The organism is Lawsonibacter sp. OA9 (assembly GCF_022440585.1).
The window spans coordinates 1,941,911-1,966,347 of sequence record NZ_JAKNTI010000022.1 but is presented as its reverse complement, the minus strand read 5'-3'; the positions used below and the strand labels follow the sequence as shown (position 1 = coordinate 1,966,347).

General features: G+C 54.5%; 21 protein-coding genes and 2 pseudogenes. 22 read left to right on the top strand and 1 reads right to left on the bottom strand.

Annotated elements, in window-relative coordinates:
• The first annotated feature begins 60 nt into the window (after positions 1–60).
• The 18 genes and pseudogenes from MCG44_RS10730 (at position 61) to MCG44_RS10645 (ending at position 18,814) form a co-directional block, all read left to right on the top strand.
• On the top strand, positions 61–549 hold the full coding sequence (locus MCG44_RS10730; protein ID WP_240288180.1) for a PcfB family protein: 489 nt from the start codon (positions 61–63) through the stop codon (positions 547–549).
• A pseudogene (locus tag MCG44_RS10725) lies at positions 546–1,346 on the top strand (type IV secretory system conjugative DNA transfer family protein); the annotation flags it as partial. The gene MCG44_RS10730 and the pseudogene MCG44_RS10725, both read left to right, overlap by 4 nt.
• Positions 1,347–2,032: 686 nt before the next feature.
• Complete coding sequence (gene ltrA / locus MCG44_RS10720; protein ID WP_240288176.1) at positions 2,033–3,940, top strand: group II intron reverse transcriptase/maturase; 1,908 nt, start codon at positions 2,033–2,035, stop codon at positions 3,938–3,940.
• Between the two features lie 135 nt (positions 3,941–4,075).
• A pseudogene (locus tag MCG44_RS10715) lies at positions 4,076–5,116 on the top strand (VirD4-like conjugal transfer protein, CD1115 family); the annotation flags it as partial.
• Between the two features lie 29 nt (positions 5,117–5,145).
• On the top strand, positions 5,146–5,364 hold the full coding sequence (locus MCG44_RS10710) for a Maff2 family mobile element protein (RefSeq protein ID WP_005944806.1): 219 nt from the start codon (positions 5,146–5,148) through the stop codon (positions 5,362–5,364).
• A gap of 67 nt (positions 5,365–5,431) precedes the next feature.
• Positions 5,432–6,298, top strand: coding sequence for a VirB6/TrbL-like conjugal transfer protein, CD1112 family (locus MCG44_RS10705; protein ID WP_240288174.1), 867 nt, complete (start codon positions 5,432–5,434; stop codon positions 6,296–6,298).
• Between the two features lie 63 nt (positions 6,299–6,361).
• On the top strand, positions 6,362–6,628 hold the full coding sequence (locus MCG44_RS10700; protein ID WP_022336466.1) for a type II toxin-antitoxin system Phd/YefM family antitoxin: 267 nt from the start codon (positions 6,362–6,364) through the stop codon (positions 6,626–6,628).
• The gene (locus tag MCG44_RS10695) at positions 6,621–6,947 is read left to right on the top strand and encodes a type II toxin-antitoxin system RelE/ParE family toxin (RefSeq protein ID WP_240288173.1); all 327 of its coding nucleotides are present in this window, start codon (positions 6,621–6,623) and stop codon (positions 6,945–6,947) included. The genes MCG44_RS10700 and MCG44_RS10695 overlap by 8 nt, the downstream gene beginning before the upstream one ends.
• A gap of 59 nt (positions 6,948–7,006) precedes the next feature.
• Positions 7,007–7,393, top strand: a complete 387-nt coding sequence (locus MCG44_RS10690) for a PrgI family protein (RefSeq protein ID WP_240288917.1) — start codon at positions 7,007–7,009, stop codon at positions 7,391–7,393.
• Positions 7,359–9,752, top strand: a complete 2,394-nt coding sequence (locus MCG44_RS10685; RefSeq protein ID WP_240288171.1) for a VirB4-like conjugal transfer ATPase, CD1110 family — start codon at positions 7,359–7,361, stop codon at positions 9,750–9,752. Before MCG44_RS10690 ends, MCG44_RS10685 begins: the two co-directional genes overlap by 35 nt.
• A 52-nt stretch (positions 9,753–9,804) precedes the next feature.
• The gene (locus tag MCG44_RS10680) at positions 9,805–11,247 is read left to right on the top strand and encodes a hypothetical protein (RefSeq protein WP_240288170.1); all 1,443 of its coding nucleotides are present in this window, start codon (positions 9,805–9,807) and stop codon (positions 11,245–11,247) included.
• A 69-nt stretch (positions 11,248–11,316) separates the two neighbouring features.
• Positions 11,317–11,640: a hypothetical protein gene (locus tag MCG44_RS10675; protein WP_240288168.1), complete on the top strand. Its 324-nt coding sequence runs from the start codon at positions 11,317–11,319 to the stop codon at positions 11,638–11,640.
• Positions 11,633–12,658 (top strand): DNA cytosine methyltransferase, encoded by a 1,026-nt coding sequence (locus MCG44_RS10670; protein ID WP_240288165.1) that lies wholly within the window; start codon positions 11,633–11,635, stop codon positions 12,656–12,658. The genes MCG44_RS10675 and MCG44_RS10670 overlap by 8 nt, the downstream gene beginning before the upstream one ends.
• Positions 12,659–12,693: 35 nt before the next feature.
• Complete coding sequence (locus MCG44_RS10665; RefSeq protein WP_412531159.1) at positions 12,694–14,517, top strand: C40 family peptidase; 1,824 nt, start codon at positions 12,694–12,696, stop codon at positions 14,515–14,517.
• Between the two features lie 591 nt (positions 14,518–15,108).
• Positions 15,109–16,899, top strand: a complete 1,791-nt coding sequence (locus MCG44_RS10660) for a reverse transcriptase domain-containing protein (RefSeq protein ID WP_240287291.1) — start codon at positions 15,109–15,111, stop codon at positions 16,897–16,899.
• Between the two features lie 218 nt (positions 16,900–17,117).
• On the top strand, positions 17,118–17,858 hold the full coding sequence (locus MCG44_RS10655; protein WP_240288916.1) for a phosphoadenosine phosphosulfate reductase: 741 nt from the start codon (positions 17,118–17,120) through the stop codon (positions 17,856–17,858).
• Positions 17,845–18,126, top strand: coding sequence for a DUF4315 family protein (locus tag MCG44_RS10650; protein ID WP_240288161.1), 282 nt, complete (start codon positions 17,845–17,847; stop codon positions 18,124–18,126). Before MCG44_RS10655 ends, MCG44_RS10650 begins: the two co-directional genes overlap by 14 nt.
• Positions 18,116–18,814, top strand: coding sequence for a DUF4366 domain-containing protein (locus MCG44_RS10645; protein ID WP_240288159.1), 699 nt, complete (start codon positions 18,116–18,118; stop codon positions 18,812–18,814). The genes MCG44_RS10650 and MCG44_RS10645 overlap by 11 nt, the downstream gene beginning before the upstream one ends.
• A 51-nt stretch (positions 18,815–18,865) precedes the next feature.
• On the opposite strand, the gene MCG44_RS10640 is transcribed toward MCG44_RS10645, so the two are convergent.
• On the bottom strand, positions 18,866–19,579 hold the full coding sequence (locus MCG44_RS10640) for a toll/interleukin-1 receptor domain-containing protein (protein ID WP_240288157.1): 714 nt from the start codon (positions 19,577–19,579) through the stop codon (positions 18,866–18,868).
• A gap of 90 nt (positions 19,580–19,669) precedes the next feature.
• Between MCG44_RS10640 and MCG44_RS10635 the strand changes: the two genes are divergently transcribed.
• The 4 genes from MCG44_RS10635 to MCG44_RS10620 are packed head-to-tail and all read left to right on the top strand — an operon-like array spanning position 19,670 to position 24,337.
• Positions 19,670–21,769: a DNA topoisomerase 3 gene (locus MCG44_RS10635; protein ID WP_240288155.1), complete on the top strand. Its 2,100-nt coding sequence runs from the start codon at positions 19,670–19,672 to the stop codon at positions 21,767–21,769.
• The gene (locus MCG44_RS10630; protein ID WP_240288153.1) at positions 21,756–22,292 is read left to right on the top strand and encodes a hypothetical protein; all 537 of its coding nucleotides are present in this window, start codon (positions 21,756–21,758) and stop codon (positions 22,290–22,292) included. The genes MCG44_RS10635 and MCG44_RS10630 overlap by 14 nt, the downstream gene beginning before the upstream one ends.
• 12 nt (positions 22,293–22,304) lie before the next feature.
• Positions 22,305–24,164 (top strand): antirestriction protein ArdA, encoded by a 1,860-nt coding sequence (locus MCG44_RS10625; RefSeq protein ID WP_240288152.1) that lies wholly within the window; start codon positions 22,305–22,307, stop codon positions 24,162–24,164.
• Positions 24,161–24,337: a hypothetical protein gene (locus MCG44_RS10620; RefSeq protein ID WP_240288150.1), complete on the top strand. Its 177-nt coding sequence runs from the start codon at positions 24,161–24,163 to the stop codon at positions 24,335–24,337. Before MCG44_RS10625 ends, MCG44_RS10620 begins: the two co-directional genes overlap by 4 nt.
• Positions 24,338–24,437 lie beyond the last annotated feature (100 nt).

Genomic DNA, 24,437 nt, shown 5'->3' with positions numbered 1-24,437 from the left:
CGCCTTCAGGCGGAAACGAGTGATACGAAGCCAACGACGACGAAAAGGAGATGATCGCTCATGCAGGAAGAAGTCACCCAGCGCACCGTTGCCCTCTGTGTGGAGGCCACCAAGCTCTCCGCTGGGATGCTGCAACAGGCCATGAAAAAAGTGTTGGACGAGATGCAGAAAGGAGTGACCGGCCACAAAACCAAGCTGCACCACGGCAAGCAGACCCTCCGGCAGCTGATGAAGCACAACACCGGCGTTTCCAACATTGAGATCACCGACCAGAATATCCGGGCCTTTTCCTCCACCGCCAGGAAGTACGGCATTGACTTCGCGCTCAAAAAGGACACCAGCGGCGAGATCCCCCGCTACCTGGTGTTTTTCAAGGGGCGGGATGCCGACGTCATCACGGCGGCCTTCCGGGAGTTCTCCGCAAAGAACCTGGAGAAAGAGAAAAAGCCCTCCATCCGCAAGGAGCTGGCCCAGGCGAAGCAGCAGGCCAAAGCCCAGCACCGCCAGCGGGAGAAGGTCAAGACCAAAGACCGGGGTGTGGAATTATGACGGTTGACTGGAAGAAAAAACTGCTCCCCAACCTCCCGTATCTGCTGTTCGTGTATCTCTTTGATAAGCTCTGCCAGGCGGTGCGCCTTGCACCCGGCCTTGACGCCTCTGAAAAGTTCCTGCATTTGAGCCAGGGCTTTACGGAGGCGTTTTCTTCTGGGCTGCCCAGCCTGCATCTGCTGAACCTGCTGGTGGGCATCGCCGGGGCGGTCATCGTCCGGCTGGCGGTGTATGCCAAGAGCAAGAATACAAAGAAATATCGCAAGGGCATTGAGTACGGCAGCGCCCGGTGGGGCACAGCGGCGGATATTGCCCCCTATGTCGATCCGGTTCCCGACTGGAACATCCCTCTGACCCAGACGGAAAAGCTCACCATGTCCAGCCGCCCGAAAAATCCCAAGTACGCCCGGAACAAGAACATCCTGGTCATCGGCGGCAGCGGCAGCGGCAAGACCCGGTTCTTTGTGAAGCCCTCCCTCATGCAGATGCACAGCTCCTATGTGGTCACCGATCCCAAAGGGCAGCTTTTGTCCGAGGTGGGGACCATGCTGCGCCGGGGCGCCCCCAAGCTGGACGAGAGCGGAAAGCCCATGCGAGATGTCCACGGAAAGTTCATCTATGAGCCGTACCGAATCAAGGCCCTCAACACCATCAACTTCAAAAAGAGTATGAAATACAACCCCTTCGCCTATATCCGGTCGGAGAAAGACATCCTCAAATTGGTCAATGTCATCATTGCCAACACCAAAGGCGATGGTGAAAAATCCTCGGAAGATTTTTGGGTCAGTGCGACTCGTTCGCTGACGGTAAAAAGTCAGCGGACAAACGACAAAATACAGTTGTTTGGATAACTGGTAATTCGACAGGTGGAATGACGGGGTAACGCTCTGAAACGCCTGCCCTCGGTGGGCGTGCATCGGCTGCAAAGCCGGTGTACGAAGCCCCACGACAACGGCTGAGAGCAACCGTAGCCGCCGCCAACGGCGGCCGAAAGCGGTCTGGAGGCAGACTGTGTTGCCTATAGGCCAAGGGTCTACAAAATACCCATGGTTAGAATGTTCGCCGTAGCGGGCGGACTGACGAATCTGCGAATGTACGGGTCTATAAGAAGACCATATAGAAATGTATGGGTGCGTTCAAGCGCAGCCGGTGTGGTTTAGTAGAAATTTGCCCTACGAACGACCATGTTGTGTTACGGGCACATCCCAGCCGGCAGGCTCATAGCAGAAACCTAAAGGTATAGATACACAGATAGAATTACCGGAACGAGGAAAGGCAGCGGCTTTCGCAAGGAAGAACCCGGCGAAGAACAATAAGCGGGTGAACCGCTGCTGAAAAGTAGTGATCGAACCGAAGAAGTTCCTGTAATGGGGATGGAGGAATGGTCACAAGTCGAATTGTGGAAACAGGCATTATTCAATCCAATCATAAGGATTCGAGTAAGACCAAAAGGGTCACTTTTCCAATTTGGAGGTGATACCTTATGCCAAAAGAAAGGAAAAAAGTTCTGTGTATGGACGCCCCGCGGCACGCCGAGTATTACGGTATGCAGCGGACATTTGACGAACTGTACGCCAAAAGCAAAGCCGGAGAAACTTTCACCGGCCTGATAGAACTGGTATTAAATCCGGACAACATCATGCTGGCCTACAGAAATATCAAGACCAACACAGGCAGCTACACAGCAGGAACAGACAAACAGAATATCGGTGACATTGGACGGCTTCCACCGGCTGAGGTCATCGGTAAGATTAGAAAAATCGTCACAGGCAGCGAACACGGCTACCGTTCCAAACCAGTGCGTCGGAAGGACATCCCAAAGCCAAACGGCAAAACCAGGCCGCTGGGTATTCCCTGCATCTGGGACAGATTGGTACAGCAATGCATCAAACAAATCCTGGAACCCATCTGCGAGGCAAAGTTCAGCAACAACAGCTATGGGTTCCGCCCGAATCGGTCAGTGGAGCACGCAATTTCCCGCACTTACTCCCTGCTGCAACGGGCGCATTTACACTATGTTTTGGAATTTGATATCAAAGGATTCTTTGACAATGTGAACCACAGCAAACTGATTAAGCAGCTCTGGACGCTGGGCATCCAGGACAAACAGCTTCTGTTTGTCATCAGGCGCATCCTGAAGGCTCCCATCCGTATGCCGGACGGCAGCACCGTCTACCCGACAAAGGGAACGCCCCAGGGTGGGATCATTTCCCCGCTGCTGGCCAATGTGGTGCTCAATGAGTTGGATCACTGGATCGACAGCCAATGGACGGAACATCCCGTGGCAAACCGCTACGGAACATGGCGCACCATCCGTACCTCTGAGGTCTTTGACAAGAGCAAGGGCTACCAGAAAATGCGGAAAAGCAATCTCAAAGAAATATTCATTGTGCGCTATGCGGATGACTTCCGTATCTTCTGCCGGAACCGAGAGGACGCGGAGAAGACCATGGAAGCTGTCACAAGGTGGATTACCGAACGGTTGAAGCTGGAGGTCTCCCCAGAGAAAACACGCATTGTCAATGTGCGAAAGCGATACTCCGAGTTCCTCGGCTTCAAAATCATGGTGTACCACAAGGGCGGAAAGTATGTCGTGAAGTCCCATATCTGTGACAAAAAGCTACAGTTGGAAGAAAGCAAGCTCGTGGAGCAGGCAAAGCGCATCGCAAAACCAGCCCAAGGGCGAACGCAGTCAGAGGAAATCGGCCTGTTTGACGAAATGGTGTTGGGCATCCAGAACTACTACAGGATTGCTACCTGCATCAGTCTGGACTGCCGGAAAATCCACCGCAGAGTCATGACAGTGCTGACCAACCGTCTGAACACGGAAACCGGCTGTCAGCTCATCCGGGAGGGCGGCGCCATGACGGACAGCGAAAAGGAGCGTTTCGGCGCTTCTCAAATGGTGCGGTATGTGTCCGGTATCAACCGGCCAATCTACCCTATTGCGTTCATCAAGTATAAAACCGCAATCGGAATCAGCGCCGCCGTCTGCTGCTTCTCCCCGACGGGACGGAAAAAGATACACGATAATCTGGAGATGGATACAACCCTGTTTGCGTATCTGCGGGAGCATCCGCCGGAAGGCCACAGCCTGGAATACGCCGATTGCAGGCTCTCCCTGCTGTCCGCCCAGAAGGGCAAGTGCGCTGTCAGCGGCGAATGGTTCTTGCATCCGGACAGCATCGTGTGTCACATGAAGGTTCCAAAGGAGCAAGGCGGCCAGGAGCGATACGGCAATCTGGTGCTGCTCCACAGGCGGTATCTGCCCTTGCTGACCGGCCAGGACGCTGCCGCTCTCAAAAGCATCTGCAAACAACTGGCTGTAACAAGAAAACAACTGACCAAAATCAACAACCTGCGTACCGCCGCGAAATTGGCGGAAATCTGAACGACTTTCTATTGGTGATTGATTAAATGCCTGATAACACAATCGATGGAACGCCGGATGCGGTGAAAGTCGCATGTCCGGTGTGGAGTGGGGGAAAATCCGGCGATTACTTCAAAGGATTACCTATCACTATAGGCCGAGCGCCTTTTGTACTGCGCCCTGATCGGGTACATCTGGTACGAGGCGGAGCCGGAGGAAAAGAACTTCCTCACGCTGCTGGAGCTCATCAACGCATCCGAGGCCAGAGAGGATGACGAGGAATTTCAAAGCCCCGTTGACCTGCTCTTTGCCAAGCTGGAGAAGGAGCACCCGGACCACTTTGCTGTGAAGCAGTACCGCAAATTCAAATTAGCCGCCGGCAAGACCTTAAAAAGTATTTTGATTAGCTGCGGTGCCCGCCTTGCCCCCTTCGATATTGCGGAGTTGCGGGAAATCATGTCGGACGATGAACTGGAGCTGAACACCCTGGGCGACCGGAAAACGGCGCTGTTCCTCATTATGAGCGACACGGACACCACCTTCAACTTCGTCATCGCCATGCTGCAAAGCCAGCTATTCAACCTCCTTTGTGACAAGGCGGACGACGTGTACGGCGGCAGACTGCCCGTCCATGTGCGGTGCCTCCTGGACGAGTTCGCCAACATCGGACAGATACCCAACTTCGACAAGCTGATCGCCACCATCCGGAGCCGGGAAATCTCGGCTTCTATTATTTTGCAGTCCCAAAGTCAATTAAAGACCATCTACAAGGACGCCGCGGACACCATTGTGGGCAACTGCGACACCACCTTGTTTTTGGGCGGCAAGGAGAAATCCACCCTGAAAGAGATCTCGGAGCTGCTGGGCAAGGAGACCATCGACAGCTTCAATCAATCCGAGAACCGGGGCAGCCAGGTTTCCCATGGCCTCAACTATCAGAAATTAGGAAAGGAGCTGATGACTCAGGACGAGATCGCAGTGATGGACGGAGGCAAGTGTATCTTGCAGCTTCGAGGGGTGCGGCCGTTTTTCAGCGACAAGTTTGATATAACGAAGCATCCTCGCTACAAGTACCTTGCCGACGCCGACAAGAAAAACGCCTTTGACATTGAACGGTACATGAAACGCAGACCGGCCATCGTGAAGCCGGACGAGCCTTTCGATCTGTACGAATTGAAAGAAACGGACCTACAATAACAATTCTACAACGAAAGGAACTGTGATCTATGGATTTCTTTACCAACGCTATTGACGTTTTGCAGACCCTTGTTATCGCCCTGGGCGGCGGCCTGTGCGTATGGGGCGGCATCAACCTTCTGGAAGGATATGGGCAGGATAATCCTGCCAGTAAATCCCAAGGGATCAAGCAGCTCATGGCGGGCGGGGGCGTCGCCCTCATCGGCCTCACCCTGATCCCCCTGCTGTCCGGTCTGCTGTCCACCTGATGTTATCCCAAACCCGGTGGGGGCTTTCGCTTCACAGCGGGAGCCCCCGCAAAGGAGGTGATCTCCCTTGATATTGGATATGATCCAGGAGTGGTTCAGGGAACTGCTCATTGATGGTATCATTTCCAACCTGACCGGGATGTTCGATACCCTGAATACAAAGGTGGGCGAGATCGCCGGGGAGGTCGGCATGACGCCCGCCGCCTGGAACAGCGGTATCTTCAACATGATCCGCAGCATCTCAGAGACGGTGATCGTCCCCATCGCGGGCATCATCCTCACTTTCGTCATGTGCTACGAGCTGATCCAGCTCATCATCGAGAAGAACAACCTCCACGACTTCGACACCTGGATCTTCTTCAAGTGGATCTTCAAAACTTTTTGCGCGGTGCTGATCGTCACCAACACCTGGAACATCGTTATGGCGGTGTTCGATGTGGCGCAGAATGTGGTCAATGAGTCGGCGGGGGTCATCATTTCGGACGCGGGCATCGACATCTCCGGCGTGGTGGGCGATCTGGAGACCCAGCTTGCCGACTGGAGCGTGGGCGCCCTGCTGGGGCTGTGGTTCCAGAGCGTGTTCATGGGGCTGTGTACGCAGATACTTTCCATTTGCATCTTTCTGGTTATTTATGGAAGAATGATTGAGGTGTATTTGGTCACCTCAATAGGACCCATCCCCTTTGCCACGATGGTCAACCGGGAGTGGGGCTCCACGGGGCAGAACTACCTTCGCTCCCTGCTGGCCCTGGGCTTCCAGGCCTTCCTCATTATGATCTGCGTGGGCATTTATGCGGTGCTGGTGGAGGGCATCTCCACATCCGGCGACAACATATCCGCAGCCATTTGGGGCTGCATGGGCTATACGGTCCTGCTGTGCTACACGCTGTTCAAGACCGGCAGCCTGGCAAAATCTTTGTTCGGCGCGCATTGACCTCTTGAAAGGTGCGAATAATTCTGCTAGAATTATTGTAGAATAATTTAGGAGGTGTGACCTGTGATTATCAAATCGTCAACTGCGCTCCGCAATGATTACGGTATGATCTCTGATCTGGCGCATGAAGAAGCAGAGCCTATCTATATCACCAAAAACGGCGAAGGCGACCTGGTTGTTATGAGTATCGAGGCGTTTGAGCAGCGAGAGGAAACTTTGAAACTGCGGGCCAAGCTGGAAGCGGCGGAGCAGGCACGGCTTTCCGGCGCACCCACTTACACGCTGGAGGAATCCAGAAAACGTCTGGAGGCGATTTATCAGCGTGGCTAAACTTATCATTTTGGAACCTGCACAACGGGAACTGGAGGAAATTGCCCAACTCCATCTTAATCTCGTTGGTCCTAATTCCGCACGCAAAATCACAGATCTTATTCTGGATACGCTTTCCCGGCTGGAAATGTTTCCGCTATCCGGTCATATCCCGCAGGACAAGGAATTGCGTGGAAACGGCTATCGCTATGTGATTGCCGGGAAGTACATCTGTGTGTACCGGGTGATTGCGGAAAATGTGTTCGTCTATCATATTGCACATGGAGCCAGTAACTATCCCACCCTGTTCAAAAGGCTCTTGAAAGAAGAAAATCCATAAACAGGAAGAACGTCTTTCCCACCGGAAAGGCGTTTTTCTTATTCCGGGAGGTGTTTACGATAGCTTATGTAACGATCCCGAAGGACCTGAGCCGGATACAGAGCAAGGTCCTGTTCGGGCTGACCAAACGACAAGTGATCTGTTTCGGAGCGGCGGCGCTGGCAGGCGTGCCGCTTTTCTTTTTGGCAAAGACGAGCCTGGGGACCACCACGGCGGCGCTGTGCATGATCCTGGTGATGCTGCCCTTTTTCCTGTTCGCCATGTACGAGAAGAACGGGCAGCCGCTGGAAGTGTTCCTGGGCCATCTGATCCAGAACAAATTCATCCGGCCGAAGGTACGCATCTACCAGACCAACAATCTTTATTCCGCCCTGGTGCGGCAATCCCAACTGGAACAGGAGGTGAAGCGGATTGCGGGAAAAGGCAGAAAGACCGGCAAAGCGTAAGCTCACCCGTGCCGAGCGCAAGCAGATCGAGGCAGTGATCCGGCAGGCCAAGGGCGACGGAAAAGCCCATACGGTGCAGGACAGCATCCCGTTTCAGAATATGTTCCCCGACGGCCTGTGCAGGCTGGAGGGCGGGACTTTCTCCAAGACCATCGCCTTTGAGGATGTGAATTACCGCCTGGCGGGGCCGGAGGATCAGCGGAGCATCTTTGAAAGTCTTTGCGATTTCTACAACGGCTATGACCCCTCCATCGGCGTCCAAGTCTCTTTGGACAGCCGCAGCGGAGGCAGCGCCGCCGATGAGATGTTCGGCATCACCCGGCAGGGCAACGACCTGGACCCCATCCGGGACGAGGCGGTGGACATCCTGCGGATGCAGTATAAGCGGGGCAACAACGGCTATGTGAAAACTAAGTATGTGACCCTGACTATCGAGGCGGAAAACCTTCCCGCGGCGAGGGCCCGGTTTGCCCGCATTGAGACCGACACCCTCAACCGCTTCAAGGTCATGGGGGCGGCGGCTCATGTGCTGGACGGAAAGGAACGGCTGGAGCTGCTTTACAACATCCTCCACCCAGAGGGAGGGCAGTTTGCCTTTGAATGGGACTGGCTCCCGGCCAGTGGCCTTTCGGTGAAGGACTTCATCTCTCCTTCCTCCTTCCACTTCGGGGAGACCCGCACCTTCCGCATCGGCAGACGGTACGGGGCGGTTTCTTTCCTGCAAATCCTGGCGCCGGAGATGCACGACCGTATCCTCACCGACTTCATGGAGGCGGAGGGGAATATCATGGTGACCATGCACATCCGGGGGATCAACCAGAACGAGGCCATCAAAATGATCAAGCGGAAGATCACCGACCTGGATGCCATGAAGATACAGGAGCAGAAGCGGGCGGTGCGCAGCGGCTACGATATGGACATACTCCCCAGCGACTTGTCTACTTATGGAGGTGCGGCAAAGGACCTTCTCACCGACCTGCAATCCCGCAACGAGAGAATGTTCAACATGACCTTCCTGGTGCTGCACACGGCGGAGACCCGTCAAAAGCTGGAGATCGCCGTATCCCAGGCGGCCAGCGTCGCCCAGACCTACAACTGTCTGCTGACCCGGCTGGACTTCCAGCAGGAGGACGGGCTTATGAGCAGCCTTCCCCTGGGGCTCAACCGCATCAAGATCGAACGGAGTTTGACCACTTCGGCCCTGGCGGTGTTCGTCCCCTTCGTCACCCAGGAGGTGTTCATGGGCGGCGACGCCATGTACTACGGCCTCAACGCCCTCTCCAACAACATGATCCTGCTGGACCGCAAGCAATCCCGCTGTCCCAACGGCCTTGTGTTCGGCACCCCCGGCAGCGGCAAATCCATGAGCTGCAAGCGGGAGATCACCTTCATCATGCTGATGACCCAGGACAACGTCGTCATCTGTGACCCGGAGGACGAGTATTCGCCCCTGGTGAAGCGGCTGGGCGGTCAGGTGATCCGGCTGTCTCCATCCAGCACCGACTATGTGAACCCCCTGGACATCAACCTCAACTACTCCGAGGAAGAAAACCCGCTGGCGCTGAAATCCGACTTTGTGCTGTCCTTCTGCGAGCTCATCATGGGCAGCAAGACCGGCCTGGAGGCCATCGAGAAAACCGTCATCGACCGGGCGGTGCAGATGATCTATCAGCCCTACTTTGCCGACCCACGGCCGGAGAATATGCCGATTTTGGGCGACCTGATGAACGCCCTGCTGTCCCAGCATATCCCGGAGGCCGACCGGGTGGCCCAGGCGTTGGACCTGTATGTGAACGGTTCGCTGAACTTCTTCAACCATCGTACCACCGTGGACATCTCCAACCGGCTTGTCTGCTTTGACATCAAAGGCCTGGGCAAGAACCTGAAAAAGCCGGGGATGCTCATTGTCCAGGATGCGGTGTGGAACACCGTCACCATCAACCGAGCCATTGGCCGCTCCACCTGGTACTTCGTGGACGAGTTCCACCTTCTGCTGAAGGAGGAACAGACCGCGGCGTACAGCGCCGAGATTTGGAAACGCTTCCGCAAGTGGGGCGGTATCCCCACCGGGGCGACCCAGAACCCCAAAGACCTGCTTTCCTCCCCGGAAATTGAAAACATCCTGGAGAACAGCGATTTCATCTATATGCTCAACCAGGCGGCGGGCGACCGGAAGATACTGGCGGAGCGGCTGAACATTTCATTGGAGCAACTTGCCTATGTGACCAACTCCGAGCCGGGTCACGGGCTGCTGTTCTTCAATAATGTCATTCTGCCCTTTGCGGATGACTTCCCAAAAGATACCGAACTCTACAAACTGCTCACCACCAAGCCCAGCGAGGTGGAAAACCAACTTTGATCTTCAATAATATGGAAGGAGGTGATATAATTACAAAAAAGGGGGTGCTCTGATGAAAATCAGCAAAATATTTAGCCTCAATAAAACGCAGTATGAACTGGATTTTGTTGACATAGACCCCAGCGTAGATACTCCGTTATTTCTTGACCCATACTATATTTCAAAATGCGACTTCCCATTTGCAATCGATGCACATGCGACCCTACGTTCATATTTTGAATTTTTGCTGGCACTCCTACGAGGCAAAAAGGTTCGTCAAGCCGAAGAGTTATTTTCATATCTTGGAGAAAATAATGATGTTTGCCTTGGTATGTCGAGAGGAAAACCTAACGGACATGGCATGGGTCCAGAAGATACTGCGGCCATTTTCAAGGAGCTTTTGACAAGTCGTGCAGTTAGAACTGGCATCATGGAGGATATAGAAGATTTTCGGATTTTTGTCCCTAATGTGGATAAGGACAAAGTGTCTGATATGACAGCTAACATAATAAGAAGGCATCTTATTGAATATACCAAAGAACAGTGCGAATTACATGGAATCCCATTGACACCAAGTGTTCCTTCCGGTATGTACTGGGATGCTCAAAACCGCATGTGGGACAATCAATATACCGAGCGTCTTGTTGTTGAAGGAAAACCTATTTTGCTTGTTCCTAAAAGAATTGTTTCATTTACTGATAAGTACACCCCTTCTCAATACAAGCAACATTTTGTTCTCAACTTCCTTCAACATGAAAATCTTCAACTTCATACTTCGCTAGTAAGGAAATACAAAAGTGGCGAAGAATATGTAACTAAAAAAAGTATCCGTGAAAAAGAAGGCGTAATGGATAAAGAATACCTTGCTAGGTTTACTGAGCAGCATCCGGAAGTGTTTGCAGACTTTAAACGGCAAACAGCAAAAAAACTGTCGCATATAGATGGTGCAGTTCTTGATAATCTAAATCTTCAGGCAGTCTGCGAATATTTAGCACGCAAATTGGCAGAAATACCTTCTGGCACGGCAAATGCGTCCAACTATCACAACTTGATAATTGGTATTTTTGAGTTGTTGTTTTATCCAAATCTTTCCTCGCCCAAAAAAGAACATGAAATCCATGACGGTAGAAAGCGTATTGATATAACATTTAATAATTCTGCCGAAAGTGGTTTTTTCTTTACGCTCCCTAACAAAAATGTTTTGCTGCCATGTCCATTTGTTTTTGTTGAGTGCAAAAATTACACGGGTGAAGTAGCTAATCCTGAATTAGATCAATTAAGCGGAAGATTTAGTAATCGCAGAGGAAAAGTTGGTATCCTTGCCTGCAGAACACTTGATGAAAATGATTCTTTTATGAAACGATGCGCTGACACATACGAAGATGATAGAGGGCTAATTCTTCCTATCACAGACGAGGATTTAACTGTTGCACTATCCTTGTTTCCGACGCAGGGAGCAAATGCGATAGAACAGATTTTATCCCAGAAATACGAACAGATTGCTTTTACAAAATAAGTTGAATTGAAAAACCCGCCTCAACCGAGGCGGGTTTTCTTATGCCCAAAATTCAGAAAGGAGCATGAAATGGAACAGGAAAAGCTGTATGTCATTGAGGAAAAGACCTACGAGGCCCACATCGACGAGGAGGTGCATCTCTATGGGCTACTCCACCAACTGGCCTTCCTTGCCGGGAAAATCAAGGACCGCCGGGACATGGAGAACCTGATCGACACCGCCCGGCGGTACGGCGAGATTGCCGACCAGATGTTTGACCGCTGGAGCATCCCCGGCCGCTACCTGGTGTTCGGCGACAAGGCCGACCTTGCCCGGCTGAAAGCCCTGGAGCTGTGCGAACTGGATGCCTTCTATGTGGAGGGTGAGGACGACGAGGACCAGACCCATGCCTGACCGCCTCACCCATGTGAGCCTCTTTTCCGGCATCGGTGGGCTGGACCTGGCGGCGGAGGCGGCGGGCTTTGAAACGGTCTGTCAATGCGAGTGGGCGTACTATCCCTATTCCATCCTGCAAAAGCATTGGCCGGATGTGCCGAAATTCCGGGATATCACCACATTCACGAAGGAGGCGTTTTTTGAGAAAACAGGACTTGAAACCATCACTATCCTCTCCGGCGGATTCCCGTGCCAGCCCTTCTCCACCGCAGGAAAGCGGCGGGGCTTTGCGGATGAACGCTACCTGTGGCCGGAAATGTGCCGCGTTATTGCCGAACTGCGGCCCCATTGGGTGCTTGGGGAAAATGTTGCTGGCTTCATCAATATGGGGCTCGACAAAACGATTTTTGACCTGGCAAAAGCGGGATACGCTGTTCTCCCATTCGTATTTCCGGCTTGCGGCGTCGGCGCATGGCATGAGCGCCAGCGAACTTTTATCGTCGCGGCTGATGTTTCCCACACCCCTTGCCTCCGACAAATCCACGGGGCGGGACGCTGCCAACCTGGATGTGTTCCTGTCGGACAATGGGATATTCCGCAAACGGAACAAGGATGGGTCGATCTGGAGCCTGTCCCTGTCGGCGGCGGTATTCTACCTGACCCCGGCGGCATCGGAGGGCTACCGTTCTACCCTGAAACCGGCGGCCTTCCGGGACAAATCCCCGTCCTCCAACCTGTCGGCCCAGGTGATCCGGCAGGAGCAGCCCTGTTCCGAGAAAGCGGCGCTGAACCCGGACTGGGTGGAATGGCTCATGGGATTCCCTCCGAAATGGACGGACGTATCCTATGGCATGCCGAACCCGAAGGAGTCCCCCGCATGACCGAGGACATCGACAACCGGGCACTGCGGCTGAAAACCCTGGGGAATGCGGTCTGCCCGCCCCAGGCCTATCCCATTTTCCAGTACATCGCCATGATCGAAACCGGGGCCTGTGTCAACATCTGCCCCTATGGAACAGGAGGTGACGCACCTTGAAAGAATGGAAAGCCCCTGAAAAGGAGGCGCAGAAGATGACCCGTGACGGGGCGGTATCCGTCAATCTGGTCACGGGCGAGACGACCTATCCCTCTGACCGGACGCCGGAGCAGGACCATTCTGCATCCGGCGACACGGCGGGCGCCGCTGGAAAAGCGGTGGATTGTGCGGAACTGCACCGGGAACAGGCAGCAGCTAAGAAGAAGCGTCGGAAACAGCGCAGGGCCTATCGGGAGGGCGAGGCGGCAACGGGCCGCCCATCCTCCCGATTGCAGTTTTCCGAGGCGGACCAGGCCAAGCCGGAGCTGCAAGGGGCCATCCGCAAGTCGGATAAGGCGGCAGACCGGCTGGATGCCGTCAGGGATGCAATCCCCAATAAGAGTCCGGGAAAGCCCCACACCAATCCACTGTCCCGCCCCATCCAGGAGGCAGGCGCAGCGATCCACGGCAAGGTTCGGGAGGTGGAGCAGGAAAATTCCGGCGTCCAGTCGGGCCACCTGGGAGAACGCGGCATTGAGAAGGCTGTGGGCTACGGAAACCGCCGTGTCCAGAACTGGCGGGCGGAACGCAAGCTGAAACCCTGGCGGGATGCGGCAAAGGCGGAGCAGGCGGCGGTCAAGGCCAATGCGGATTTCTACTATCGGAAATCCGTGGCGGAGAACCCCCAGCTTGCGTCCAATCCCATCTCCCGCCTGTGGCAGAAACGGAAGCTGCAAAAGCAATATGCGGCGGCATACCGGGCGGCGGGCAAGACCGCTCAGGCTGGAAAAACAGCGGAAACCACGGCAAAGGCGGCCAAAAAAACCGCCCAGGAGTCCAAGCGCACCGCCCTTTTCCTGAAACGGCATTGGAAGGGCGCGCTGATCGTGGGCGGCATCGGCCTTCTGCTTGTGATGCTGCTGGGCTCCCTGCAATCCTGTTCCTCCATGTTCGGCGGCGGGGTGTCCAATATCATGGCATCTTCCTATCTGTCCGAGGATTCCGATATGCTGGCGGCGGAAGAAGCCTACTGCGCCAAAGAGGATGAATTGCGGGAGTACCTGGATACCTACGAGGCCACCCACGACTATGACGAGTATCACTTCGACCTGGACGAGATCGAGCATGACCCCTATGTGCTGATCTCCATTCTGTCGGCGCTCCATGATGGGGTGTTCACCATCGACCAGGTACAGGGCGACCTTCAAACCCTCTTTGACAAGCAATACATTCTCACCGAAACCGTGACCACGGAGACCCGCTATCGGACGGAAACAAGGACGGACAGCGAGGGCAACCCTTATACGGTTCGGGTGCCCTATACCTGGACCATCTGCACCGTCACGCTGGAAAACTTCGACCTGTCCCATGTTCCCGTCTACATGATGGGTGAGGAACAGCTTTCGCTCTACGCCACCTATATGTCCACCCTGGGCAACCGCCCCGATCTGTTCCCGTCCTCCGGGTATGTGAACAAGTACATCGACAACCCGCCAACCGCTTGGGAGATTCCCGCTGAATACCTGACAGACGAACGGTTCAACACCCTTATCACCGAAGCGGAGAAGTATCTGGGCTATCCCTATGTGTGGGGCGGCAGCAGCCCCAGCACTTCCTTTGATTGCAGCGGCTTTGTCAGCTATGTGCTGACCAACAGCGGCCTGTGCAATACCGGGCGGCTGGGCGCCCAGGGGCTCTACAACGTTTCCACCCCGGTATCCGATCCCCAGCCCGGCGATCTGGTGTTCTTCGTAGGCACCTACGACACCAGCGGCGTGTCCCATGTGGGCATCTATGTGGGCGACGGGATGATGCTGCACTGCGGCGACGTGCGTCCAGATAGGACGGAAGTAGAAGTAGATGAAAGGAGGACAGTTTGAAGGTACTACCCCGTAAGATAACGCGGGAATCCACCTGACTAACCGAAAGGCGAAAGCTGATACGGGAACATAGCACGTCAGGAAAGCGGTAAGTCACCTAAAGGCAATCGGGTGCGACTGAACTGCGAGGATAAGTGAATATGAGGATAAATCTGGGTTTGAATCTTGTGAGTTCCCAGCCCCTGTTCAGTGTGGGCATAGGAAATTTGCCTGAAACCTATGGTGCAAACAGAGCCAGAAAGGGGAGCCTTCTGACCTGTTATCAGAATACCGGAAAGGGTCGCCTTCCGGTAGGTTATCAAAGAAATGCACGGCGCGCCGGAGAACCGGTGTCAACGGAACGAAAGCATATCCGACAATTCACACTTACCTACTACTTCCGTTAACTGGAGATTGCCTAAACCAGAGCGCCCCTAAGGGCTATGTGGCAGACACTGAAAATCTGGCATGGCAACGGAGCTTCCATAGTAGTCTGAGAACCCTGAATTGACAGGGAAGGCCGTAAATCGGATGCGGGAAAGCCGCTTACATGGCGAAGGGAAGCAGTCTGAGCGTATTAAAATCGAAAATTGATTAGGGAGGAAAACCTCATTGAAACCAACAATGGAGATTTTAACTAAGTTACAAGAAAACTCAAAGAAACACCATGATGAAGTATTCACAAGGCTTTATCGCTATCTGCTCCGGCCAGATATTTATTCTATTGCTTACCAGCACCTCTACTCCAATGAAGGTGCTGGAACAAAAGGCGTGGATGAAGATACGGCGGACGGATTCAGCGAGGAGTATGTGGAGCGTATTATTGAAGCATTGAGAACGGAGACATACCGCCCGAAACCTGTCCGGCGCAGTTATATCCAAAAATCAAATGGAAAAATGCGTCCGTTAGGTCTGCCGACTTTCACAGACAAGCTGGTTCAAGAAGTCATGCGAATGATTTTGGAGGCGGTCTATGAACCTGTTTTCTCGAATTACTCTCACGGATTTCGCCCCGGAAGAAGCTGTCACACCGCACTGGCCCAGCTCAAGCATGAGTTTATCGGTGCGAGCTGGTTCGTTGAGGGCGATATAAAAGGCTGTTTCGATAACATCGACCATACCGTGCTGATTGCGGTTATCGGCAGGAAAATCAGAGGCGCCAGATTTCTGAAACTCATACAGCTGTTCTTAAAATCGGGCTACATGGAGGACTGGAAATACTACGGTACTTACAGCGGCTGTCCGCAGGGCGGCATTATTTCGCCAATCCTTGCAAACATCTATCTGAATGAGCTGGACAGCTACATTGAGAAATTGAAAAAGGAGTTTGACGTTAGAACGCCGTACAGAACCACTCCGGCATACCATGCGATTGAGCGAAAGCGGGCAAATTTAAGGAGAAAAATAGACCGACGTGAAGCTGGCCCGGAACGTGACTTGTTGATTGTGGAATACAAAAAGCTGACCAGCGAATTGCATAAAACGCCAGCAAAATTGTGTGATGATAAGAAGCTTAAATATGTTCGCTATGCAGATGATTTTCTGATCGCCGTCAACGGGAGCAAGCAGGATTGTGAATGGATAAAAGCGAAACTCACGGAGTTCATCCAAAATACTCTGAAAATGGAGTTAAGCCAGGAAAAAACGCTGATTACCCATAGTAGCACACCTGCGAGATTTCTCGGTTATGATGTGCGGGTACGCCGTGACCAGCAGGTAAAGCCATGGAAGAAATGCAAACAGCGCACAATGAATCACACCGTGGAATTGCTTATCCCACTACAAGACAAGATTGAAAAGTTTCTGCTCTCAAAAGGTATTGTAAAGCAGAGAGCTGATAACGGAAAGCTGGAATCAACCAGCAGACTATCTTTATTGCGCCACACAGATTTAGAGATTGTGACGGTATTTGACGCGGAACTGCGGGGAATCTGCAACTACTATCACCTCGCCAGCAACTACCGAAACCTGAACTATTTCAGCTATCTCATGGAATACAGCTGCCTAAAAACGCTGTCCGGCAAGCACCGCTGTAAACTGTCTAAAATTTATGACAAGTATCGCATAGGTGAAAAGCGTTGGGGTATCCCCTACGAAACAAAAGCCGGAAGAAAAATCCGCCGACTCACGAAGTTTAACGAGATTGACGGGAAAAAGTGTGAGGATATTGAACCGAAAGCCATTACGGTTGTAGCCAAAGGACGCACCACGATAGATGACCGTCTCAAGGCCAAGGTATGCGAATTATGCGGCAGGACAGGCGTAAAACTGGAAGTCCATCATGTGAACAAGGTAAAAAACCTGAAGGGGAAAGAACCCTGGGAGCAAGTGATGATAGCGAAACGGCGCAAAACACTGGCGGTCTGCCATGACTGCCACCAGAAAATACATCATGGTTTCTAAAAGTTGTTTTTGTAATGGAGCAAAGATAGCGAGCCGTGTGCATTGAGAGGTGCAAGCACGGTTCTGGGAGGGGTCTGCGCAGACCTACCGTAGAAATGCGGCAAGGCGGCGCTTTCCTACTCTACCCCATTCAATATTCCAACCTGAACACGAGCTACTGGCAGTCTCATTTCTACGCATACGGCAGGCCGCCGTACAACTGATGGAGGTGATGAAGCATCAATATGGTTTCCTATGGGGGCGGTGCCAACAGCACTGCCCTTCTGATTGGGCTGCACCAGCACCGTATCCCGGTGGATCTGATCCTCTTTGCGGATACGGGGGCGGAGCATCCCCACACCTACGCCTATCTGGAGGTGATGGATGACTGGCTGAAGGAGCACGGGATGCCGCCCATTACCAGAGTGTATAAGACCACCCGTGACGGAAAACGGCTGACGCTGGAGGATGAATGTCTGCAAAGTTGCAGCCTTCCGTCCATTGCCTACGGCTTCAAGCGGTGTTCCCTGAAACACAAGATCGGGCCGCAGGAAAAGTTCTGCAACCATTACCCAACCTGTCAAAAGGCGTGGGCAGCGGGCAAACGGGTGGTCAAGTTCATCGGCTACGACGCAGGCGAGGGCTACCGCAGCGACAAGGTGCTGCTGGGAGACCTGGCCGACCGAAAATACAGCAAGTGGTATCCCCTGATGGAATGGGGATGGACACGGGACGATTGCATCCGGCAGATCGAGGCGGCAGGGCTGCCCCAGCCGGGAAAATCGTCCTGTTTTTTCTGCCCCAGCATGAAACCCGACGAGATCACCGCCCTGCGGGAGCAGCATCCCGATTTGTTCCGCCGCGCCCTGGCGCTGGAGGACAATGCTCGGAAAAACCTGAAAACGGTCAAGGGCCTGGGGCGGAACTATTCCTGGAGAGAACGATTTGGAAAGGAGTTTTGCGCACATGGCAACGGTTGAGAAGATTCGCAAAGACATCGAAAAGACGAAGGAGAAAATCTCCGCCCAGCAGAAGCGCCTTCGGGAGCTGGAGGCGCAGCTCACCGAGGAAGAAAACCTGGAAATCGTCCGCATGGTCAAGGCGGTGCGGATGGACAGCAAGGAACTGACTGCCTTCCTGAAGGCCTATGCCAGCGGCCTTATCACCCTGCCCAACGGGATGATGGAGGCGGAGGCAGCGCCGGACCCCGACGACGAGGATATGGAGGACAGTGACCATGAAGAATAAGAAAGTGATCCGGCTGTTTACGGCGATGCTGGCGGTTGTACTGTGCATGACCGCCTTCTCCGTCACCGCCTTTGCGGGCGGTGGGGATGGCAACTACTACACCGAGGAGCCCGCCACCGGGGGCATGGAGCCGGAGGGCCAGCCCCTGACCCCGGAGGGCAACGCCACGCTGGTGGACGACTATTACGGCGACAAGCAGCTTATTACCGTGACCACGAAAGCGGGCAACTATTTTTACATCCTGATTGACCGGGCCAATGAGGACAAGGAAACCGCCGTTCACTTCTTAAATCAGGTGGATGAAGCCGACCTGATGGCGCTGCTGGAGGACGGGCAGACGGAGGAAACTCCTGCGGCTTGTACCTGCGCCGAGAAATGCCAGGCCGGTGCGGTGAATACCGCCTGTCCGGTCTGTGCAGCAAATATGAGCGAGTGCGCCGGGAAAGTGCCGGAGGCAGAGTCGGAGTCGGAGCCGGAGCCTGAACCGGAGCCGGAGAAGGAGTCCGGCAGCGGCGGCGCCCTGGCTCTGCTCCTGCTGCTGGCGGCCCTGGGCGGCGGTGGAGCCTTCGCCTACATCAAATTCATCAAGCCCAAGCAGGGCGCAAAGGTCAGCGCCGACCTGGATGATTACGAGTTCGAGGACGAGGAATATGAGGACGAGGATACTGATAACGAAATAGTGGGATAGTCAAAAAGCATGAGGCCAACATTCCGTTGAGTTAGAATGTTGGCCTCATGTTTATGCAGTTTCTTTCTCGAGTACAAGTTGGAGGGCCTTGCAAATATCATCGATGCTGTGGTTATCAGTGGAGATAGCATATAAGCCTGATAGTGTGGGACTAAACTCGTAAACATCTTCTTGAGTCACATTGTACCAGATTGGAAGTGGGGCATTACCGGATACGGTTTCCTTTGCCAAAATGCCATCCAACTCACGTCTGGGCCATTGCTTCTCAAAAAAGTGTTTAGACAACACAAGGATAGCAAATTTTGAGCGTTTAATCCCATTGTCAATTTGCTCTCGTAAACTTTTGCCCCATTGCAACTCCAAAGCATCATACCAAACCGTGATTCCGGCATCCTGAAGTTTTTCCACAAGGGGGGCCACAAACTCCTTCTTATCCTCACTGGCATGTGAGATAAACACATCGTACATTGCTTGGGACTCCAAATTTTCCGGTTTCCGGCGCTCGTCCAAAGCATAGAAAACATCCTCAACAGGCTTGCTATAAACACCAGAAGGGAGAGTCCTTCTTCGAGACGAAGATTCAAGTTTCCTCTGCGCATTCTTAACTTCGTTAGACAAGTCATTCAACGCCTTCTGAACCGGGGCGGTGGAAATTTGAGGTGCGGGTTGGGTATATGTTATGGGTTGAGAAGTAACTTGCACACGGCGTTGAACGCGCACCTGCTGTTTAACAGTTACTTTACGAGTGATTTTTATTTTTCCCATCATGCCCCTTCTTTCAAGCAAAAATCTATATCTGGTATTATACTACGAAAGCAAGAATAAATCAACACAATATATGGACGGTGGTATTAGGTGAAACTTATAATCTGCGAAAAACCGAGTGTAGCAAAGAGCATCGCGTCGGCCCTGGGTGTCACATCCAGGGCCGATGGCTATTTTGAGGGCGGCGGCTGGCTCATTTCCTGGTGCATCGGGCATCTGGTGGGGCTGGCGGACGCGGCCGCCTACGATGACCGCTACAAGAAATGGCGGTATGAGGACCTTCCCATCCTGCCAGACCCCTTCCGCTATGTGGTGTCCGAGGAAAAGGCCGCCCAGTTCCACATTCTCCGTTCCCTGATGGAGCGCCCCGATGTGACGGAGCTGGTCAATGCCTGCGACGCGGGGCGCGAGGGTGAGCTGATCTTCCGGCTGGTCTATGAGGCCGCCGGATGCTCCAAGCCCTTCTCCCGCCTCTGGATTTCTTCGATGGAGGACGCAGCGATCCGGGAAGGCTTTGCCAATCTGCGCCCTGGCGCGGACTATGATTCACTGTATCAGTCGGCGCTTTGCCGTCAAAAGGCGGACTGGCTCATCGGCATCAACGCGAGCCGCCTGTTCTCCGTCCTCTACCACCGCACCCTGAATGTGGGGCGGGTACAGACGCCCACCCTGGCGATGCTGGCAGACCGGGACAGCAAGATCGTCCTGTTCCGCAAGGAGAAATATCATCATGTGCGGCTGGCGCTGGAGGGAGCCGAGGCGGTTTCTGAAAAAATCCCGGCTATGGAGGATGCCCAGGCCATCCGGAACGCCTGCGATGGTAAAAAAGCAACCTGTGTATCCGTGGTGCGGCAGAAAAAGACGGAAAAGCCGCCCAAGCTGTACGACCTGACCACCTTGCAGCGGGAGGCAAACCGCGTATTCGGTTACACGGCCAAGCAAACCCTGGACTACGCCCAGTCGCTCTACGAAAAGAAGCTGCTGACCTATCCCCGGACGGATAGCCGGTATCTGACGGTTGACATGGCGGAGACCGCCTCCGTGGTCCTGCATCTGGCGGCGCGGGTGCCGCCCTTCGATGCCTGCCCGGAGTTTTTCCCCGATGTTCTGGCGCTGGTGAACGACAAAGAGGTATCCGATCACCATGCCCTGATTCCCACTCTGGAGCTGGAAAAGGCGGATGTGCCTGCGCTGCCTGTGGGCGAGCGCAATATCCTTCTGCTGGTCTGCTGCAAGCTGCTGTGTGCGGCGGCGGAGCCTTTCGTGTATGAGGCGGTCACGGCCACCTTTGACTGCGGCGGACATACCTTCACGGCAAAGGGAAAGCAGGTGCTTTCCCAGGGCTGGGGGGCCATCCAGGAGGTGTTCCGTTCCTCCCTGAAGGAGAAGCCGGAGGATGAAGATGCCGAGGGTGTTCTTCCCGCCTTGACCGAGGGGCAGGTCTTTGAGCCGGTCTCCGCCTCCGTCACCGAGCACTTCACTTCGCCCCCCAAGCCCTACACCGAGGACACCCTTCTATCGGCCATGGAGAATGCAGGCAAAGAAGATATGCCGGATGATGCGGAGCGGCGCGGCCTGGGCACCCCGGCGACCAGGGCGGCCATCATCGAAAAGCTGGTGTCCGGCGGGTTCGTGGAGCGCAAGGGCAAGAACCTGATCCCTACAAAGGCAGGCGTCAACCTGGTCACGGTGTTGCCGAAGCTGCTGACCTCTCCCAAGCTCACAGCGGATTGGGAGCAGCGGTTGAACGAGGTGGCAAAGGGCCAGGCGTCGCCGGAGGACTTCATGGACGGGATCGAGGCAATGGCGGCGGAGCTGGTGCGGAAATACTCCCACATTTCCGAGGATGGGCAAAAGCTGTTCCAGCCGGAGAAAGAGACGGTGGGCCTCTGCCCCCGCTGCGGCAAGCCGGTCTATGAAGGCAAGAAGAATTTCGCCTGTTCGGACCGAGCCTGCCAGTTTGTCATGTGGAAGAATGACCGTTTCTGGACCAGCCGCCGCAAGGAAATGACCCGGAAGATGGCGGCCGACTTTCTGAAAAAGGGCCGTACCTCCGTCAAGGGGATGTGGTCGGAGAAGAAAGATTCCACCTATGACGCCGTGGTGATCCTGGACGATACCGGCGGCAAGTATGTCAATTTCAAGTTGGAGTTTCCCAAACGAAAGGATGGTGTGCATGGCAAAAAGTAAAACCGAGGTCAACTTCATGGAGCATTTGAAGCCGCTGCTCCCCGCAGGCGGTGACGCAAGCGAACTGGAGTCAGCGGCCCAGGCGCTTGCCGGACTTTCCCCGGAGGACCGTGACCTCCTGGCCGCTGTCCAGGAGTCTCCCTTCCGACTGACCACCCTGGAGCAGTTCCGGGAGTTTCCCGCGAATACCGAGTATTTCATTCTGGAGCCCAACATCAGCAAGGTGGAGGATGTGGGCTGGCGCTATCTGGCGCAGCATTTGGATGTCCTTCTGCCCCCGGAGCTGCTGGACGCCATTGACCCCGTTCCTTTCGGCAACCATGCCATGCGGGAGGAACAGGGGTGCTTCACCAGTAAAGGGTATCTCACCCTCTCCGGCGACGAGTGGGAACATGAGCGCCCCAGGGAGAGACAGACAGAGAAAAAGCCCTCCATCAAGGAGCGGCTGGAACAGAGCCGGAATGAGTGTGCAGGTCAGAGCAAGGCGCAGCCCCATCGGGAAAAGCCTGCGCCGGAGCGATAAGGAGGTGTCGCTATGCCCCATTATGACTATGACAAAGATTATCCCTTTGCCGCTTTCATCACCAACCTGGGCAAATACAACGAGGGCGCCCTTGTGGGCGAATGGGTGAAGTTCCCCACCACGGCGGAGGAACTGAAAAAGGTCTTTGAGCGCATCGGGATCGGTGCGAAAGACGACTTCGGGCAGACCTATGAGGAATGGTTCATCACGGACTACGACTGCTATGTGGACGGCCTCTATGACCTGCTGGGTGAGTATGCCAACCTGGACGAACTGAACTACCTGGCCTCCAAGCTGGACGACATGAGCCAGGATGAATATGAGCGGTTCCAGGCGGCCATGGAGATCGGCGACCATACGGGCAGCATCCAGGAGCTTATCAACCTGACGGAAAACCTGGATTGCTACGATGTTTACCCCGACATCCACGACCACGATGATCTGGGCCGGTATTACATCGAGGAACTGGACGCCATGCAGGTGCCGGAGCATCTGCGCAACTACATCGATTATGAGGCCTACGGGCGGGACATCGCCCTGGAGGAAAGCGGCCAGTTCACCGACCTGGGCTATGTGCGGGATACCGGGGACAGTTTCCATGAGTATTACGATGGTGAGCGCGGCAGCATCCCGGAGGAATACCGGGTGATGACCTTCCAGGATGACATCCCCGAAGAAGAAATTTCGGAATGGGCCATGGACCTTGCCTACGATATGGACGAGTTTTTCCAGCAGAACGATCCGCAGTATGCCACCGAGCACCCGGAGGAACACGCGGCAAAGGAAGAAATCTACGAAAACCTGATGGCCGGGCGCATCTCCGCCCTGGACGAGAAACTGGCCGCCCTGGGGCAGACCCAGGAGGACTATCTGCCTTCGGAGATTGAGAAGTTCAAGGACGCCACCGGCTATGAGGAATTTCTGGATGTGGACCCCCAGGCGATCCGGGAGGCCATTGAAAACCCGGATCAGTCCCATGTGGACGAGATGCTGTCCTTTGCGGAGCAGGCAAACCAGGAGTATGAAACGGAGTTATACGACCAGAAAGCGGTGCCCACCCCGGATGACCGTGAGACCGGCGAGACGGTGCGGACCCCCAGGGGCACCTTCCATGTGACGGATATGAGCCGGGAACAGATGGAGGCGGCCGGATACGGTTTCCACCACGAGTCCGAGGACGGAAAGTATCTCATCATGGCCAACGGCAGCCGCGCCTTTGCCATCCCCAACGGAGACGGCCCCGAACATACCGCACCGGAGAAGTTGACTGTTCTGGTGGTGGAGCCCATGAAGGAACCCTATGTGAAGGAGATTGACCCAGGCCTCCATGCGCTGCAAGCGGAGGTGGGCGGCGATATTGCCGCTTCCTATCCCTTTGACGATCCGGTAGGGCTGGTGCTGAACGACGAAGGCAAGCTCATTGGCCTGGACCTGAACCGTTCCCTCCGGGACAAGCATGGGGAGATTTACGACATCGTGGCAGGCACCTTCCTGGTGGTAGGCCTGGGGCCGGAAAGTTTTGCGTCCCTGCCCCCGGACATGATCCAGAAGTACACCGAGCAATTCAAGCGGCCGGAGTTGTTCGCCAGCATCAATGGGCAGATCGTATCCGTTCCCGTGGAGCCGGAAAACCCGCTGCGCACGGCAGAAATGACCCTGGAGGACGACTATGGGATGATCGACGGGATCATCAACAACGGCCGCCGCGGGGAGGAACTGGAGAAAACCCAAGCCGAGGCGCGCAGAACCACGCCGGAGAAAAAGCCCTCCATTCGGGAGCGGTTGGAGGACGCGAAACGGGAGTGCGCGGAACGGAAAAGCCCGGACAAGCCTGCCTCGCAGAAGAAGCCCCCGGAGCTGGGCGACTTATGAGCCGGAGCAAGAAATGGCGTCTGGAATGGGCGTTCTTCCTGGGCGAGAACGGCAGACGCCAGTATAACAAGCTCTGCAAGGGCTGTGTCCATCCCTGCAAGCAGAGCTTCCGGGCGGTGGTGGTGACCTGTCCGCACTATCTTTCCCTCCGTTCCAAAAAGTGCGGGCATTAGGGTTCAAAACAGGCGGAGAAACCGCCTGTGGCGGCTTTTCTGTGTAGGGGCAGTATGATTTCCCATGTGGGGCAGTAGGGTGTTTCCGCATAGGGAAAAA

Excerpts from the sequence above, each read along its gene's own strand:
- MCG44_RS10620 (WP_240288150.1), top strand. The coding sequence starts at position 24,161 with ATGAGCCGGAGCAAGAAATGGCGTCTGGAATGGGCGTTCTTCCTGGGC.
- MCG44_RS10630 (WP_240288153.1), top strand. The coding sequence starts at position 21,756 with ATGGCAAAAAGTAAAACCGAGGTCAACTTCATGGAGCATTTGAAGCCG.
- MCG44_RS10640 (WP_240288157.1), bottom strand. The coding sequence starts at position 19,579 with ATGGGAAAAATAAAAATCACTCGTAAAGTAACTGTTAAACAGCAGGTG.
- MCG44_RS10670 (WP_240288165.1), top strand. The coding sequence starts at position 11,633 with ATGCCTGACCGCCTCACCCATGTGAGCCTCTTTTCCGGCATCGGTGGG.
- MCG44_RS10680 (WP_240288170.1), top strand. The coding sequence starts at position 9,805 with ATGAAAATCAGCAAAATATTTAGCCTCAATAAAACGCAGTATGAACTG.
- MCG44_RS10710 (WP_005944806.1), top strand. The coding sequence starts at position 5,146 with ATGGATTTCTTTACCAACGCTATTGACGTTTTGCAGACCCTTGTTATC.
- MCG44_RS10650 (WP_240288161.1), top strand. The coding sequence starts at position 17,845 with ATGGCAACGGTTGAGAAGATTCGCAAAGACATCGAAAAGACGAAGGAG.
- MCG44_RS10625 (WP_240288152.1), top strand. The coding sequence starts at position 22,305 with ATGCCCCATTATGACTATGACAAAGATTATCCCTTTGCCGCTTTCATC.
- MCG44_RS10730 (WP_240288180.1), top strand. The coding sequence starts at position 61 with ATGCAGGAAGAAGTCACCCAGCGCACCGTTGCCCTCTGTGTGGAGGCC.
- MCG44_RS10665 (WP_412531159.1), top strand. The coding sequence starts at position 12,694 with ATGACCCGTGACGGGGCGGTATCCGTCAATCTGGTCACGGGCGAGACG.
- ltrA (WP_240288176.1), top strand. The coding sequence starts at position 2,033 with ATGCCAAAAGAAAGGAAAAAAGTTCTGTGTATGGACGCCCCGCGGCAC.
- MCG44_RS10645 (WP_240288159.1), top strand. The coding sequence starts at position 18,116 with ATGAAGAATAAGAAAGTGATCCGGCTGTTTACGGCGATGCTGGCGGTT.
- MCG44_RS10675 (WP_240288168.1), top strand. The coding sequence starts at position 11,317 with ATGGAACAGGAAAAGCTGTATGTCATTGAGGAAAAGACCTACGAGGCC.